General features: G+C 50.4%; 10 protein-coding genes and 5 tRNA genes. 7 read left to right on the top strand and 8 right to left on the bottom strand.

Features of this window, described 5'->3' with window-relative positions; genetic code table 11:
* A partial coding sequence (acnA, locus tag NTV65_05860; protein MCX6114723.1) for an aconitate hydratase AcnA occupies positions 1-2070 on the bottom strand: 2070 nt, incomplete at its 3' end.
* Positions 2071-2261: 191 nt separating this feature from the next.
* Between acnA and NTV65_05855 the strand changes: the two genes are divergently transcribed.
* Positions 2262-3092 (top strand): rhomboid family intramembrane serine protease, encoded by an 831-nt coding sequence (locus NTV65_05855; protein MCX6114722.1) that lies wholly within the window; start codon positions 2262-2264, stop codon positions 3090-3092.
* 140 nt (positions 3093-3232) lie between these two features.
* On the opposite strand, the gene NTV65_05850 is transcribed toward NTV65_05855, so the two are convergent.
* Together NTV65_05850 and NTV65_05845 are read right to left on the bottom strand one after the other, a co-directional pair.
* Positions 3233-3325 (bottom strand) — tRNA-Ser (locus NTV65_05850).
* A 39-nt stretch (positions 3326-3364) separates the two neighbouring features.
* Positions 3365-3441: transfer RNA gene (locus NTV65_05845), tRNA-Arg, on the bottom strand.
* Positions 3442-3654: 213 nt separating this feature from the next.
* On the opposite strand from NTV65_05845, the gene NTV65_05840 reads away from it, so the two are divergent.
* The 3 genes from NTV65_05840 (at position 3655) to NTV65_05830 (ending at position 6050) form a co-directional block, all read left to right on the top strand.
* Positions 3655-3744, top strand: a tRNA-Ser gene (locus NTV65_05840).
* Positions 3745-3801: 57 nt separating this feature from the next.
* Positions 3802-3892 (top strand) — tRNA-Ser (locus tag NTV65_05835).
* A 379-nt stretch (positions 3893-4271) separates the two neighbouring features.
* On the top strand, positions 4272-6050 hold the full coding sequence (locus NTV65_05830; protein MCX6114721.1) for a hypothetical protein: 1779 nt from the start codon (positions 4272-4274) through the stop codon (positions 6048-6050).
* Positions 6051-6080: 30 nt separating this feature from the next.
* Here NTV65_05830 and NTV65_05825 read toward each other — a convergent pair whose 3' ends face one another.
* From NTV65_05825 to NTV65_05815, 3 genes are read right to left on the bottom strand one after another with little or no spacing between them, the layout of a single operon-like run.
* Complete coding sequence (locus tag NTV65_05825) at positions 6081-6989, bottom strand: PfkB family carbohydrate kinase (protein ID MCX6114720.1); 909 nt, start codon at positions 6987-6989, stop codon at positions 6081-6083.
* 37 nt (positions 6990-7026) lie between these two features.
* Positions 7027-7560, bottom strand: coding sequence for a hypothetical protein (locus NTV65_05820; protein MCX6114719.1), 534 nt, complete (start codon positions 7558-7560; stop codon positions 7027-7029).
* On the bottom strand, positions 7532-8791 hold the full coding sequence (locus tag NTV65_05815) for an HAD hydrolase-like protein (protein MCX6114718.1): 1260 nt from the start codon (positions 8789-8791) through the stop codon (positions 7532-7534). The genes NTV65_05820 and NTV65_05815 overlap by 29 nt, the downstream gene beginning before the upstream one ends.
* Positions 8792-9379: 588 nt before the next feature.
* Between NTV65_05815 and NTV65_05810 the strand changes: the two genes are divergently transcribed.
* Genes NTV65_05810 through NTV65_05800 form a run of 3 tightly spaced genes read left to right on the top strand, consistent with a single transcriptional unit; the run spans position 9380 to position 11747 of the window.
* Entirely contained in the window at positions 9380-10300 is a 921-nt protein-coding gene (locus NTV65_05810; GenBank protein ID MCX6114717.1) for a carbohydrate kinase, read from the top strand.
* Positions 10294-10755, top strand: a complete 462-nt coding sequence (locus NTV65_05805; GenBank protein ID MCX6114716.1) for a nucleoside deaminase — start codon at positions 10294-10296, stop codon at positions 10753-10755. The genes NTV65_05810 and NTV65_05805 overlap by 7 nt, the downstream gene beginning before the upstream one ends.
* Positions 10752-11747, top strand: a complete 996-nt coding sequence (locus NTV65_05800) for an adenosine kinase (GenBank protein MCX6114715.1) — start codon at positions 10752-10754, stop codon at positions 11745-11747. The genes NTV65_05805 and NTV65_05800 overlap by 4 nt, the downstream gene beginning before the upstream one ends.
* Before the next feature lie 10 nt (positions 11748-11757).
* On the opposite strand, the gene NTV65_05795 is transcribed toward NTV65_05800, so the two are convergent.
* Both NTV65_05795 and NTV65_05790 read right to left on the bottom strand, forming a co-directional pair.
* The gene (locus tag NTV65_05795; GenBank protein MCX6114714.1) at positions 11758-13722 is read right to left on the bottom strand and encodes an HD domain-containing protein; all 1965 of its coding nucleotides are present in this window, start codon (positions 13720-13722) and stop codon (positions 11758-11760) included.
* A 357-nt stretch (positions 13723-14079) separates the two neighbouring features.
* Positions 14080-14166 (bottom strand) — tRNA-Ser (locus NTV65_05790).
* Between the last annotated feature and the right edge of the window lie 119 nt (positions 14167-14285).

Here is a 14285-nt window from a genome sequence, read left to right as displayed (position 1 = left end):
GTCGGTAGTAACCGAATCACCAAAGATTGCTAGAGCGCGTGCACCCTCAATGCGCTCAGAGGCTCGCGGAGTAAGCTCAAAGTTCTCAAAATACGGGGGCTCCTGAATATAGGTCGATGCAGCATCCCACTCGTATACAACCCCACTACTAGATGGAACCCTGTCCCACAACGGATTCTCTGCTACTACGTTTGCATAGAGACGTCGATACATCTCCGGGTTAAATGCCTGCGGCATAAGTGCCAATACCTCTTCAGCGGATGGCCATATATCACGCATAAAAACTGGTTGGCCAGCATGATCTGTCCCGAGCGCCTCCTGGGTAAGATCGATTCTGACAGATCCAGCCAATGCGTATGCAACCACAAGGGGTGGACTCATTAGGAAATTAGCCTTAATGCTTTGGTGCACCCGCGCCTCAAAGTTACGATTACCTGAGAGCACCGAGGCTCCAATCAGGTCGTGCTGGGTTAGGCACTCCTCGATCTTTGGATCGAGTGGTCCTGAATTTCCTATGCAGGTTGTACAACCGTAACCGACCACCTGAAAACCGAGCTGATCGAGGTAGCTCTGCAGTCCGGTCTTTGAGAGATACTCACTAACTGCGCGTGAGCCCGGAGCGAGTGACGTTTTTACAAACGATTTAACCTTCAGCCCCCTCTCAACGGCCTTCTTAGCAAGCAGTCCAGCTGCTAGCATCACACTCGGATTAGATGTGTTGGTACAGGAGGTAATCGAAGCGATAAAAACTCCGCCGTGCTGCACATCCGCCATTATAGAGGTGCTGCATTGGCTGCCGACCCCAGTTTCAGGTACAGAAACCTGAAAGCTCTTTGCAAGCTCCGCGCTATCCTTACCGTAGCCCCCATCATCTACAGATTTAGTCAGAAGATCCGTAAAGGCGCTCTTAACATCCGTCAGCTCAATCTTGTCTTGCGGACGCTTCGGTCCTGCAACACTTGGTTTTACCTGTGAGAGATCAAGTTCAACTATCTGCGAATAATCGCAATCTCCCTTTTGAGGAATCCCAAAGAGCCCCTGCGCCTTAAAATAGTTCGTGAATGTATTTACCTGCTCAACATCACGTCCTGTTGCAAGCAGATACTCGCAGGTGCGCTCATCAACTGGGAAGAATCCCATCGTTGCGCCGTACTCCGGAGCCATATTTGCTATAGTTGCACGATCGGTAACTGGCACCGACTGTGCCCCCTCTCCAAAAAACTCAACGAACTTTCCTACAACCTTGGCCTTACGCAGAACATTCGTAACGTGTAGCACCAGATCTGTCGCTGTTACACCAGGCGATAGCTTGCCGTGCATATGAAAGCCAACTACATCCGGTGTTAGGAAATATACGGGCTGCCCAAGCATCGCAGCTTCAGCTTCTATTCCACCAACTCCCCATCCAACAACACCGAGCCCATTAATCATGGTAGTGTGAGAGTCTGTGCCTACCAACGTATCTGGCATATAGATGCCTTGGCGCTCAATTACTCCCTGTGCCAGATACTCAAGATTAACCTGGTGACAGATACCAAATCCGGGCGGCACTACGCTGAACGATTTAAACGCCTGCTTGCACCACTTAAGAAACTGATAGCGCGATTCGTTGCGCTCGAACTCAGCTCCCATATTAAGCTGGAGTGCGTCACTTCTATTAGAGAAGTCGACCTGTACAGAGTGGTCGACTACTAGATCCACCGGCACCAGCGGCTCGATTAATCCCGGGTCCATCTTCAGTTTTTGCATCGCTGTGCGCATCGCAGCGAGGTCAACTCCGAGCGGTACTCCGGTAAAATCCTGCAAAAGCACGCGCGCTACAACGAAGGGGATCTCAGCTACACGCTCGGCATGCGGCTCCCAAGCAGCCAGCTCGCGCACATTTCGCTCCTCTACCCGTGCCCCGTCCACGTTACGCAAAACTGACTCAAGCACAATTCTGATCGAGACCGGTAGACGGGATATCTTGCCGATACCGGCCTTCTCAAGGGCAGGGAGTGAATAAAACTTGGCGCGCTTGCCGGCACCCGTTGAAAACTCCTGCAAAGTATTAAAAAGATCATGTGCCATATAGTTGCCTATCAAGTACCTATCAGGAGGGTGTGCCGGGACCTCACTTAGCTCAATCAACTGAGCTACAATATAAAGCACCCCTATCTTTTACACGTGGATACCTTCGCAGCACAATCAACTTTCAGCTTTAGCAACCTATACGACTTATTGCAGGGGTCCTGTATGGGGGGTATGTTCACTAACAACGCATGGACATCAACCATATTCTATTACTGCTAGCCTCCCTTAACCTGCTAGGTGACCTATACAACATCCTACGATTTAGTAAGCAACTGCCAGGATGGATACTAATCGGTAATCTTATAGCAATTGCAGGGTGCGCGCTGGCATGGCTTCTCGCCCCTGCCGATGCCGGATTAATCGCCATCGGCATTCTTGCGGTCTACTTTATCGTCATCAAGAGCTATGCCAATAAGCGCGCCCCTATGAGGCGACTGCCCTGCCCAGCAACAAAGCTACTTATATTAGCCAACGTAGCCGTTTTTCTCTATCAACTCTGGAACGGCGCCACAAACGACCCAGTACGATTCGTTGCACTCGGCGCACTCTATACCCCACTGCTTGAGCAGGGTGAGTGGTGGCGTCTATTGAGCGCTCAGTTTATGCACTGGGGTGTGCTGCACCTATTTTGCAACATGTTGGGGCTCTGGTTCCTTGGACCATTAACGGAATCAATCCTTGGGCCGCTGCGCTACATAATGGCCTATCTACTGTGCGGAGCGGGAGGAATGTTAGTCGCCTTCGGTGCCTCACTTGTTGCAACCACTCCACATTCCATCGTTCTGCTAGGAGCATCGGCAAGCGTGCTAGGGCTAGTTGGAATTCAGGCGGCGTTCTCCCTTAAAGCATTTCGACGCTCGGGTAGTATGGTGGCAAAGGCTCAGCTCGCTTCGATGCTTCAGATCGTGGTGCTGCAGGGGATCTTTGATCTGATGGTTCCTGAGGTGAGCTCAACAGCTCATACAGGTGGAGCAGCGGTGGGGTTTGTGCTCGGAAGCTTTATCTTTATGAGAAGATAGTGTTCCGCGTCATTCGTGCCCGCATCCGCAGGCACAGGTTCGAACCCCCTATTAAGGATGCGTCCTGTGTTTATTATGGGTGCCCGCATCCGCAGGCACAGGTTCGAACCCCCTATTAAGGATGCGTCCTGTGTTTATTATGGCGGAGAGTGGGGGATTCGAACCCCCGATACAGCTTTTGGCCGTATAACGATTTAGCAAACCGTCGCCTTCAGCCACTCGGCCAACTCTCCAATAACAACTAAAACAGGTAAAAAAAACAGGAAAAAAACTGGTGCGCCCTGGAGGATTCGAACCACCGACCTTCTGATTCGTAGTCAGATGCTCTATCCAGCTGAGCTAAGAGCGCACAAGGGAATGGCAACGTAACAAATCCATAGAATTTCGCAAGGCAGCGGAGCATCTTGCCCATATCAGACCTAAACTGGTAACTATTTCCACCAGTTTGCTCCGCTTACTCACCCCTTGATAGGGGTTAACGCACTCGAATCTGACCGGGTGAATAGTGGCCTAAACCGTTGCTTATTATGAAAGATATACGATATCCTGGAGGGGCTCGTGCGGAAGGGTGGCCGAGTGGTTAATGGCGCCGGTCTTGAAAACCGGAATACCGGAAACGGTATCGGGGGTTCGAATCCCTTCCCTTCCGCCATTTTACACCGCCCCTTAGGTGGCGTATAGAGTATGAACCACGCGAGAGTACCCTTATGGAGAGATGGCCGAGTGGCTGATGGCGCACGCTTGGAAAGCGTGTATAGGCTAATCCCCTATCGGGGGTTCGAATCCCCCTCTCTCCGCCATACTAATGCAGTAACGCACCCCTTATAGAGGGGGTTCGAAGCTGTGCCCGCGCAGGCGGGAACCAACAACAGGGTGAATCCCCCTCTCTCCGCCATACTAATGCAGTAACGCACCCCTTATAGAGGGGCTTAGCTAGCCCCTGCAGATTAGATCTGATTCACCCCGATCTAGTCAGCTAGTTCCACATCACGCTTCTTAAACTGACCCAAAAAGGTGTCTTCTCTGTTTATAAACAGCAGCGTCACACCCTATCCCCACCATTTTATCCAAATTACGGCCAGTAATTGATTAACCAAAACGATGTTAGCTATACTCATAGCACCTAGCTAACCCTGCAGAGCCAGCGCAGATCCAGAGTAATTACTCCTTCGATTAATTATGATGCCCAACCAGTCACCGCAACGCAGAGAAGATCCCCTTCAATCTCAGCATACTGCCTGTGCACATATTCTTTACGACCTTGGCTTTAGAGACCCCCATCTAATCATTGCAGAGAGAGCAGATCCAAAAATCTCAAGATTTCATGCAATTTATCAGTCTAATGAAAATTATATCGAAGCTCCGCACGCTGTTTTTATCTCACTTAACACCTCTGCCAATCCAAACACATTGACCGGAGCTCCGTTATATCGTGCGTATGCATTGCCGATACCAACGACTTCCTCCACATCGTTCTTTGAGGATCTCGTTAATCGATTTAACACCAGCCCGATTGAAAACTTTGAGGCTTTTTTCTCAGAGCGTTTCGGTTCAATACCTATGTCGGCCCCCGAGCCTTCTGAGCAGGGACTTCCTCGCATCGATTGGGCCCTTTTTTTCAACTCCTTAGATGATGCGGAGTTAGTGGTCGAGCGCACCAACGGTGCCTGCCTCTCTGTACAGCGAGGCATGGATGGATACGTGGTTGTTTTGAGCGCCTCAGACTCTGAGCGTAGTGAGCGTCTGACCTTTGAGATCTCTGGCTCTGATACCTGGAGGAGCCCCGAGCCCATTAAAAAACTTTTGCTTGAAATTGGAGGGCTCGATAAAACCGAGATCTCCACACCTCTCGAAAAGCTTCAAAAGAAGACTAGCAGAACGATCTCATTTCCAGGAACAGAGAACAACTCTCCTGCCCTAATGACTGCGGCAACTTTATGGACTGCGCAATATGAGTCCGTTGCTAAAGTTTTTGAGCCTACAGATCTCAGCGTAATATCTACCGCAAGCCGTATCCTTGCCCGCGAAAACACAGCCTGTATTCAATTTCATGATGCGCCTTCTCTTTATAAGCAGCTCTCTATCACCTTAGATCATGACGGTCATGGTTCAATAGAGATCGACATCGGACATAAGATTCTACCATGGGATACTCGAACACATAACGTCGAACGCTTAGGCGCGTTGTGTTTTGAGCTTAATCTTAGTGATTACTCTGAAGTGCAGCGGGAGATATGGCTTCATCGCCTTACGCGCAAGTTTATTGATAGCCAAAGCACCTTTCCGGGCGAGCTTGGAGATTTCATCACAGAGCAGCAAACGATTCGTAATATCTCCGCTACCCCCCTAATTGCAGCTCTAGAACCGATTCTATGCTCCGTCTCAACCCTATCTAAAGCAGAACTTTTTCAGTATTTTATCGACCGGGCCACCACATCTCTTACCTCCTCACTCTATAAACCAAATCAGAGCACGATTCGTGAGCTGGCGCGTTCAGAGCATGGCGTAGTTCTGGAGGCAACGAATACAGCGGGCGATCGATTGCAATTAACCGTGAGACCATCAGGGATCGATGAGTTCTTTATCCTACCTCGCCTACCACTAGATGGGGCTTCATCTGATCCCTCTACGATAGGATTTTATGCTGGGCATCTCTATCAGTTCAAACCTAACAAGCTAGAAAATACGCTGTTTGAGCTTGCGCGTTTCTTTTCCTCAGAAAATGGTGCGGTAGAAACATTCAGAGATTACGCTGGGCGCGAGGCTCCTAGCATCGGAGCCAGAAAGAGCGCCACCTACCTGCGTTACCGCTTAGCACTTCAGACCACTTCTCTGCATGCTCCTCTGGATTTCATCTGCATAGCGCCACCTTCACCAGACGATAGAATAGCTTCTTCCAACAGCTTCGTTCTCTCTGCCCTGGCGCATAAATACGCGAGCTCTAATCGCGAGCTCTAATCAAGATGCTACTAGATCTTAGAATCGCAATTAGGTGCCGTTGCCTTCCTGTAGGCGCGTAAGCTCGGATGCAGCGATTGGCTGCAGCGCACCGTGCATTTTCGCCACCACGGCGCCATAACGTTCGCCGTACTTACAGCAGAGATCCAGGGGGGCCTCCTGAAATAGCTTTACAAGAAAGCCGGCCAGAAAAGCCTCGTGCCAGCCAAGTAGATCTACGGTGGCAACCGCCGTAGGCTGCGTGACGGCGAATCCCAGATCTCGAGTTGCTACGGTTGTGCCATACACCGGATCGCTCACAATGCAGACCGAAACTCGGTGTCGCTCTACAATCGCCCTACAGAGATCTAGCGGCTCAAGCTCCGGCAGATGCAGCGCGGAATGTACGCGCCCAAGATCTTCAGCACTTATACGCACAATATCGGCCCGCTCCAGCCCCTGCCTAACGGTCTCTATTGGAATAAACTCGGCGGCAAAACGGAGATCAAACACCTTGCATGCCTGCGGCGCACGATCGAGCACCGCCTGCAGACAATTGTTAGTGATATAGCCACGTAAGCTTAATGAGTTAAAGTAAAGCAGGGTTGCTCGCGTGGCTCGTGCCATAAGCGCACTGCTTGTTGCCATACCATCGGCTGCGCCCGTGGGCAGCGTGCTGTATATCGGATGACCAGAGGGTTCAATCTGCACCTTAGCAGAGCCTGTGCGGAGGCGATTCTCAGTGCCGATCAGATCGCACTCAAGCCCTAATAAACGCAGCTCCTGAATAGCGCGCCTGCCCTCTTCATCGTTACCAACGCCACTTGCAAGAGCTGTATCTACTCCTAGTTGTTGCAGCCTAAAAGCAAATGCCGCGGCCCATCCGCCGAGCCGTGTACTTGAGGGCAGCTCGTTCCACAGTAGATCTCCGAGGGCTAATGCGCTCCCGATAGTTGTCATACACCAAGACCCTCTAAGGGCTACTCCAAGAAGCACCCTACTCTGGCATAAAGATAAAGATCAGATCCTGGTCCATTCCTTTGGGGTCCACGGAGCTTTCGAATACTAATAGATCTGTGAGCGCAATAATCGTGTGCTCCTGCCCAGGCTTAAGGGTTCTAGACCAACCGGGCTCTATCAGTTCAGCAACGAGCTTGCTTTCACCCTCAGGTCTAAAGACAAGTATCCCATAGCCCTCCCTGCCGTTCAGGGTCTCTAACTTCTCTTCATGTTTCTCAAAGGCTAGGAACTTTCCGGAATCGACTACAAGAAACTTTTCAACCTGGGGATGCTCGTGTTTTGTAATGTTAACCCCGCCCCAGCCGGTCTGAATAACCTCGAAACCTCCCATTTCAATAGAAGCGCGATGAGAGCTAAAGGTCGGCATGCTTGGCAGCTGCGCTGCGAGCTTGCGCCATGCCTCGACTACTCCGTGACAATAGGTACGGTACGCAACCACATCGATAAATTCGGGCGTCTTTGAAAATCCAAACTCAACAGATCTACTTTGCGAACTTAGGGAGATGTCCATAGGTTTTTCCTTCTATTGCCTCTTTACCCAGTTTTATTTCACCCAATTTTTTAGTGCTATTTCCTAAACTTGGATGATGTTCAGAGCTCTGCGTTGCTACGCTCTGCTCTAGGGCGCTAAATTTGCGTCTAACTTCATACTCGGGAGTGTCCCCTGCATTACTCGTAGGAAGCTCTGCATACTTAACCTGACTAAAGCACTTTATGATAATAACAGTTTGTGTATAAGGGCTCTCCCACAATAGCGGAGAGTTTTCGGAATGCTGTTGAAATGAGTGTATCTGATTTACAAACTCAGCCTGCTTTTCAACCTCCCTGTCAATTTCTCCCTGCTCAGCGGCCTGATTAAGATCAGGAGCTAACTCGAGATGGTCGTAGAGACGAATAATCGTAACGGGAACTCCTGCCAGCTTGGCGGCACCAACATCACTCATGGTGTCACCAGACATAACTGTTCTTGACGGAGAGACCTCAAGCTGTTCGCAAGCATCAATGAGGCTAACCCCACTAAAGCCCTTACCAACTTTCTTTTGAGCGTTACAGATTACAACTGAAAAAAGATCTCCTAGCTTCTTCTCCTCCAAGAGCGCGTGCGTATACGACTCCCTACTAGCGGTAACCATCGCGGTAGGCTTATTTGCTGCTTTAATGAAGCTTATTAGGCCTGCATCGGGCTGAATCCCATGCATCCAATCTCCAGGCTTTGCGTATAACGCATCGAGCTGCGCAAGATCTCTCTCTTTATCAAAACACCCCTTGAATCCGATCTCCTCGTACTCTATCTCCGCTACCCTTAACATGCCCTCAATATTCGATGCTGGAGTACCCCCAAGGCGATCTCGATATTTCTGCCACCCCTCAGGCGTCGTAAAGATGCTACCGGTGCTATTATAGTTAGTTTCATTGGCCAAGGTGGGATCGAATTCAACAAGCTTCTTGCTGATAAGCTGCGCAAAAACTGCCTCTGGCCCATCGTGCGCTAACTCCCCAGCGCTACGCGACAGCGTGTCGTCGTTATCGGTCAGGAACGCATCAAATCCACTAAGAACAAGCTCCTCGTCCGGCGAGAGGACCACAATATTTAAGGGCCCTTTATGACTTAGCCGTTGAGCACCTTGTTGAGCACCTTGTTGAGCACCCTTTGGAACTGAGAGCTCACTGTAGCCATGCTGTGCAACTACCCTTCCCCCAATACGACCTTCACCAAGATCGTTGTATTCATGTCCCGTCATGAGCCTTAACCTCTAGCTTTGGAGCGCAAAAATTCATCGTTCTCTGCATGGAAAAGGCGAATTGTTCACGTACCCGCAACAAAATAGGCGAGTATTAGGATGACTTATAAATCAACGTTGTGAAAAACTTGCAGATTCGGACAGAGAACCCTGCGGATTCCTAGCGTAAGCAAATTGAATGATAGCCCATGATAAGTTGGGCAGTTTGGCTCACATAGAGTGAGCCTAGGGGAAAAATAATATACATCTTTGATACCCCAGCCAGGACCCTTAGTCTAGCTATTTTGAAACATCTCGCTAGTACAGATGGCCTAAACACTACGTACGGGTCTCTAATTGTAGGCATCTGATCAAAGCTAGAAGAATCTGCAACTCCTTGATATAATTAAATTTAAATTATAGGACTTGAAAGTTAGCGCTGCGGCGAGTTTTAATTAAGCCATCGCTCTACCCCCCCCCACTATAAGCTATATCAATAGCTTTTTAGCGGTGTAACTTGCCTCGGACCTGAGAAAGATGCTTAAACCATCGCAACACTCAGGTATACAACGCTTCTGTTAACTTGCGGATAAATTACGGAGAGCAGCTATGATTTCTACAAACTCTAATAGTTCGGTCCTGGCTCTCGGTGAGCTGCTCTGGGACGTGCTTCCATCTGAAAGGTTACTCGGCGGAGCTCCTGCCAATTTTTGCTATCGTTTGAGACAGCTTGGCGTACCTGCATTGATTGTTAGTCGAGTAGGACAGGACGCTCTCGGCGATGAACTTCTGGCTGGACTCTCTGAAAAGAATTTCGATCTAAGCTTAGTTCAACGCGACCCTAGTTTTGCAACCGGCACAGTTGACGTAATCCTTACGGCCGAGGGTAACCCAAGCTTTACTATTAATAAGACCGTTGCGTACGATTTTATGGAGGCCACACCGGAGCTTCTTAGTGCGGCTTCGGGGTCTGCCTTTATCTGCTTCGGCACCCTAGTGCAGCGCAGCCCAAAGACACGCGCGGCTGTCTATGCTGTCCTTGATGCGGCTACGAACGCGACCAAATTTCTCGACATTAATTTACGCAAGGAGTGTTACAGCGCCGAGACGATCTCTGCATCGTTTCGACGAACCGACATCCTTAAACTTAATGCCAGCGAGGCTAAGGTTGTTACAGAGCTGCTTGGGCTATCTGCAACAACTCCACGCGATATGGCGCAACAGGTCATGCAGAGCTTCGGCATTAAGACCGTCCTAGTTACCCTTGGTGAAGATGGCGTATTCGCTATCGATAATAAGGGTGAAGAGACAACGGTACCAGGCCTCTCTATCACAGTAAGCGACACGATCGGATCGGGGGACTCGTTCTCGGCTGGGTTTGCCTTTAAGCATCTTGCGGGCGCCTCGCTTAGGGAGTGCTGCTACTTCGGAAACCTAATGGGTGCTATGAACGCTACCCGCAAAGGTGGCATGCCCAACATATCACCGGCTGAGGTGAGTTCATTTGCGGCGGCAAATAGCGGGTGCTAGAACCTCAATTACTTGAACTCCTAATGCAGGAAGCGCTGCTTGAGGCGCGCGCGGCTGAAGCTGCAGGCGAGGTTCCTGTTGGTGCTGTCATCGCGCATAATAACGTGATAATCGGGCGGGGCAGAAATTCTACCGAAAGGGATTTGAGCGTGGCTTCGCATGCAGAGATACATGCTATCAATGCCGCCTCGCAAAAGCTTGCTAGTTGGCGGCTAAATGAATGTGTGTTGTGTGTAACCCTTGAGCCATGCACGATGTGCCTAGGAGCGATACGCTTAGCTCGTATACCGACTATTGTATTTGGTAGCGGCGATTCCAGGCAGGGAGCGCTGGGCTCGCTTTATGACCTAAGCTTGGATGAGCGTCTTGGTCCCGCTCCTAGAGTGATACGCAACGTCCGTGCAGAGGAATGTACGCAGCTACTTCAACGATTTTTTCAGAAGCTCAGAACATGAAGCGCCTCATTACCCTCAGTCACCCTATGGTTGACATCCTGGTGCGCTGCGAGCATGCGCTGCTTAGTAAATTTAACCTTACGCCAGGCACCTACGGCATGCTCGATAGAGCTGGGCAGGACACCCTTATAGCCGCCTGTGACCTAAGTATGCTAACGATTACGAGTGGCGGCTCAGCAGCTAATTCGGCTGCCTGTGCGGGATTATTGGGCGTTCCGACTACGTTCATGGGGCTTGCCGGCGAGGATCGCTACGGTCAACTCTTCCATGCAGAGTTCGAGAAGATCGGCGTCACCATATCAAATGCTCCAGTCGCCCAGGGCCGCACAGGTACCTGCGTCTCCCTTATCACCCCCGATAGTGAACGCACGATGCGAACGCACCTCGGTATTGGCAGTCAGTTCTCGCCGCAAGATCTCGACAACGAGGCGATCGCTCAGAGCGAGTGGCTACTCCTTGAGGGCTACTTTTTGACCGGTAGTGAGGAGAATCGCTTAGCGCTTCATAGGGCAATTGAAATAGCCCGAACAACTTCAACAAAGATCGCCCTGAGCGCCTCGGCTGAGTTTGTAATTAGCGCAAAAAAACAGGAGCTACTAGAGGAGATCCTGCCAAAGATAGATCTACTTTTTGCAAATGAGCGCGAAGCGCTGCTAATCACGGACAGCTCCAGCTCAGATAGCGCCTTTTTAAAGCTCTCGCAGCTAGTCTCTGGTCTTGTTATGACGGTCGGTCAAAGGGGTGCTGTGGTGACATTTCAGGGTGAGCGCTTTCATCAACCGGCCTTCGTCTCTGAAATTACAGCGATCGATTCAACCGGTGCGGGGGATGCCTTTGCGGGTGCGTTTCTGGCGGGGCTGGCGCAGGATTTACCAGCCAAAGCCGCTGCGCGTGGTGCTGCAAGGCTAGCTGCTGCGGTGGTATCGCAATTAAATTCACGCGTGCCGCATAATGCCAAAGAGCTGTTCATTGAAGCTGTTAAAGGTATCTAAGGGGCGCAGACTAAATAACGCCTAACCGTGCGCTCTCTTTTAGCCCATGCCTCCGCATCAACTCCCACTTGAGCTTTGGATCTCGCATCCGCTCCTGTATCTCCGGAGTGAATAGATTAAAAGCCAAATTAGGCGCTGCAAGGACGAGCTGCGCCTGAATCTTAGAGATATGCACATCATTATCCGATGATTCGAGCTGGCTCTCGATCGATCTTCGTAATTCTTCTATGGCTTTTTCCGGAAGAACAGATCTGGCGAACACGTGCCGATCGTAGCTGTCGAGGCACCCTTTCTTAAGGTACGCGCGGTCTCGACAGAACTGCTCAACCAGCTTCTGGGCGTAGCCCAACTTGATCGGACGCCCCTCTTCATCTATGGCGCGCGCCGCAACGATAACCTTAATCGCCTTGTAAGAAGATTGAACCACGAGGAAGGTCCTCTTGCCATAAGTACCGTCGGACTCACTCGTATTATAATGCAGGTCCTTCTCGAAATCGTTGGTAATAACTACTAATAGCTCAGCGGTTGATTTGCGTTCTCGCATGTACGTCAGCAGTTCATGCTCAAAAATCGTCATGTCGCTACGAGCAGCTCCAGAAATATTCAAGGCCTGTTCTCGTGAGACATGAGTCAATTTAGTTAGATCACTAAAATCCTCCTTGGTGATCGTTACAAGGGGCGCGTCCACATCATCTACGGCAAGCAGCGAATCATCCTGTGTGGCAACTGTTAGCTGCTGTAAGGCGTCACGGCCAAAAGCCTCTTCGTATCGCCCATGCAGGATATGATTTCTGAAGTTCTCATACGTTGCTACATCGATCCGAGTAGTTGAAAATCCGTTGTTCGGCTGCCTTGCGCAGGCCTGAAACAAGGAGACATCGACGTGACAACTCGCCGCATTTGCGGCAATAATTTCACGAAAAAACTGTCTGCACGACAGGTAATCATTGAGATCTGACTCGCTAATCCAACTTGCCCTATGCTCCTCTGAAGGTACACCCTTATAAACACGAACTCGCAGCGTTCCATCGCGGATCTCTAAGGCGTTTTCGAACTTGCTAATGAGCTCGTGCACCTGCTTGACATATCCGCCAGCGAGCCCCCCACGCATGTAGTCGAGTTCGAGACATGAGTTTCTATCTAGCACCTTGTCAACCAGCTCAGCTAGTAACGCTAGGCGAGCTTCACTGAGTGTCGGCTCGAACTTTCCAAAGTCCTTCTCGAACGATTCCGACAACTTCGCGGAGCCTTCCCCATTCTCATTTTTGCAATTTCTTCTATTATCGGAGTGACACAACACGGCAAGCACGTTTGCGTGTAGAGGACCAAGCGCGGTTATCAACTCTGGATACGTTGCGACCATCTTTGCGGTATGAAACTCGTGAAATTCGCGTCCCCACCCATACGCCTGAATGTCCGGCGCTGCTGGGTGCGCGGCAAAAACCCGATCAAGTGCATGCGAACCCAGGCGATGCCCCAAATCATGGAGCAACGCGGCCATCTCAAGCACCGACAGCTCCTCGTTGGACAGATTGCTCGCTACATCAGAGCTCAGATCACGAACCTTCGCAGCCGCATGAATGCTATGGTCGTAACGACTGAGATCGACGTGCGAGAGGAATCGCGTCATCGCGGCAGCGCTGTTCGGCACCTCCTTAAGCATCTGTATCACTTTAAGCTGTGCCAATTCCTGGGCCCTTGGGCTCAGTCTTGAGAAGCAGGTGCTCATAAGGGCATCGAACTCTTCCCGATGCGGCGCTGCTGGGTGATCGCCGTTGTGACGCTTAATGAAACCTTCACAAGATACACACGGTAATGTTCTGGAAGACAATTCGCTCGACGTTGCTATATAGTCGCTATGACTATCTGCTCCTACTACCGAGAGAGGCTGGTTGTTTGATTTTGTTGACGAGGTAGCCGCGGACGCATGGGTCCTGACATCGGGGAAGGTTTTGGCCTCGATTCCTTTAGGCATTTTTAGCACCGCTAGACAATTAAGAGTCAACGGAGGCGGGAATTAATATAGTCAGAACAATTAAGACCGACACTCCCCGTACCTAATCTACCGCTAGTTGATTGCAGAATCCCCCGGCGATTCGGTTGAATCGCTTAAATCCCACAAGACTATCGCTTAGAGTGACTAATTATTACAAAATGCCTCTCTCTTAGTCAACTACTTTAAACCTGTTAAACGTAACAATTCGCCCCCAGTATAAGTTTATTGCTGGTTAATACGAACTAGTCAGATCGGATAGAAGTGATCCAAGCTGCCATAGAGGCAGTCCAAGCTATACTGACCACAGGGCAGTTCAAGCTATAGTTCGGAGGGGCTCGGAGAGGAAGGGATTCGAACCCCCGCTACCGTTTCCAGTAGACCTGATTTCGAATCAGGCGCCTTCAGCCACTCGGCCACCTCTCCAGAGGGTGCAGGCTATTGAAATACCTGCGCTTAAAATTTATCGCCATCTTGATCCCTGCTTCAAACTAAGTCGTAGGGTTCAAATAGGGTGTATTTGGACAGGGGTATAAGTAGCTCAA

It is taken from the genome of Pseudomonadota bacterium (assembly GCA_026390555.1).
Classification (GTDB): domain Bacteria; phylum Bdellovibrionota_C; class UBA2361; order UBA2361; family OMII01; genus OMII01.
The sequence above is the reverse complement of the archived record's forward strand: the minus strand, read 5'-3'. Positions and strand labels throughout refer to the sequence as shown.

Excerpts from the sequence above, each read along its gene's own strand:
- NTV65_05855 (MCX6114722.1), top strand. The coding sequence starts at position 2,262 with ATGGACATCAACCATATTCTATTACTGCTAGCCTCCCTTAACCTGCTA.
- NTV65_05830 (MCX6114721.1), top strand. The coding sequence starts at position 4,272 with ATGATGCCCAACCAGTCACCGCAACGCAGAGAAGATCCCCTTCAATCT.
- NTV65_05825 (MCX6114720.1), bottom strand. The coding sequence starts at position 6,989 with ATGACAACTATCGGGAGCGCATTAGCCCTCGGAGATCTACTGTGGAAC.
- NTV65_05820 (MCX6114719.1), bottom strand. The coding sequence starts at position 7,560 with ATGGACATCTCCCTAAGTTCGCAAAGTAGATCTGTTGAGTTTGGATTT.
- NTV65_05815 (MCX6114718.1), bottom strand. The coding sequence starts at position 8,791 with ATGACGGGACATGAATACAACGATCTTGGTGAAGGTCGTATTGGGGGA.
- NTV65_05810 (MCX6114717.1), top strand. The coding sequence starts at position 9,380 with ATGATTTCTACAAACTCTAATAGTTCGGTCCTGGCTCTCGGTGAGCTG.
- NTV65_05800 (MCX6114715.1), top strand. The coding sequence starts at position 10,752 with ATGAAGCGCCTCATTACCCTCAGTCACCCTATGGTTGACATCCTGGTG.
- NTV65_05795 (MCX6114714.1), bottom strand. The coding sequence starts at position 13,722 with ATGCCTAAAGGAATCGAGGCCAAAACCTTCCCCGATGTCAGGACCCAT.